Origin of the sequence: Saccharicrinis sp. GN24d3 (genome assembly GCF_052400645.1) — a bacterium.
In the GTDB taxonomy this organism is placed as follows: domain Bacteria; phylum Bacteroidota; class Bacteroidia; order Bacteroidales; family Marinilabiliaceae; genus Saccharicrinis.
Genome location: NZ_JBQTGI010000073.1, coordinates 1 through 1,560 on the forward strand (window position 1 = coordinate 1; position 1,560 = coordinate 1,560).

Genomic DNA, 1,560 nt, shown 5'->3' on the forward strand with positions numbered 1-1,560 from the left:
TGCAGCTTTGTTGGAAGTGGTCAGGAAAGCTCCATAGCTATATTCCTTTTCCCCGAAACGTTCCGCAATAAAGCGGTGTTTTGTTTTCTTGCCGTCAAAATTAAAATTGCTTTCGGCAAGGGCAAATCCCGCATCCAGTTTTCTATATTCAAGCGATTGCATGATGCCTTTTACCCTTTGGGTGTTCATGGCAGGGACCAGCAGGTCGAATGTTTTATGGGCTGACACCTCTTCGAATAATCCATTTGTGAAATGCTCTTTGTCCGCCACCAAAAGAGAGGGGGTTTTTATTATCTTTCCCGTTGCCGATATCAGCTCAAGGGTAGCCTTTGTGGTTGGCATCCCGGTCGATGACATGGTGGCCATTATGGGCTGGCCTGTTTGTGCCGATACGCAAAAAAAAGTTTGCAGCATCTTTTGAGTGGGGGCATCTGTTTTTTTCTTTTTTTTGGACATCACCCGTTTCGAACTGCTCAATATCCGGTGCGGGTCCACGGCTATTATATCACCCCCGTAATGTCCGCACAGCTTGCGTTGCATGCCTAAGTTGAGCATCATGTCGTAGCTGTCTTTTACCGTGTGCCCGTTCAACAAAAGGTGTGCCTGCTCGTCGGAAGCAAGCCTGCCCATGCCGTTGAGCAACTGAAAACCTTGATGTCCCAACGAATTCTTTCTCCTGACACGGTTAACGCACATTGCAGACTCATTGACCAATTGCATCGCAAGCCTTGGCTCAATGTCCGTGTCCATTCTATTGCTCCAACCTTTCAGTATATCCCATGCGCCAAGCTTTAAAAGACCGGGCACCAACAGCCACATGCCAACCGATGTGCCGGACACTTTATTTGCCAAAATGGCCCTGAACTCACGCTCGTTGACCTTGGGTGTCAGGATGCTGCTTTTGGAGCTCCGCTTGGACTTCTGTTCTATTATCTTTGTGCTTTCTCCCTCTGTTTCTTTAATTGTTTTATGTAGCCCTTTTTTTCAAGCCCGTATTCCCTGATAGTTCGTTCAACACTCCTTTGGCTTATAAAATCCCCTGTCTGGTTCATTTTTTGCGCAATGACCCCGCAGTTGGCGTCAGGGTCTAAAAAACGGTGGCGGATGATCTTCTTCTCTATTTCCTCTGTTCGCTTATAATTGGATTTTGGACCTTTAGGTTTATCCATCAACGCCTGGCACCCCCCTTCTTCGTATTGCTTTTTGACCGTGTAAAAATATTCCCTGGTGTAGCCATATCTTTTTGCGATTTTCTCAATGGTGTCTTCATTTGCAGTAGCCGCTTCCATTAACATGGAAAATTTCCAGGCAATGGAGTCCGTTGGCTTTATCTCCAACGAGATAGCCCCTTTGTGAGATTTGGAGAAGAGTCTAGTTTTCATTTGTGTAATATTTATTATGGCGACATAAATATACCAATAAATATTTAATAATCCTACATGCCCATAATATAGCAATTACACTTACTATATAGAGTAGCGACTTGAATTATATACCGCCATATTAAATATTACACATGCAAATATAAATCCCCGCAACATCAAGTGCGATGAAATTTTA

At 44.2% G+C, this 1,560-nt stretch carries 2 protein-coding genes; both read right to left on the bottom strand.

Going from position 1 to position 1,560, the window contains the following annotated elements:
* The coding region (locus ACT29I_RS25635) for a hypothetical protein (protein ID WP_444794855.1) at window positions 1-852 on the bottom strand (852 nt) is incomplete at its 3' end.
* A gap of 77 nt (window positions 853-929) precedes the next feature.
* On the bottom strand, window positions 930-1,382 hold the full coding sequence (locus ACT29I_RS25640) for a helix-turn-helix domain-containing protein (RefSeq protein WP_430937402.1): 453 nt from the start codon (window positions 1,380-1,382) through the stop codon (window positions 930-932).
* Between the last annotated feature and the right edge of the window lie 178 nt (window positions 1,383-1,560).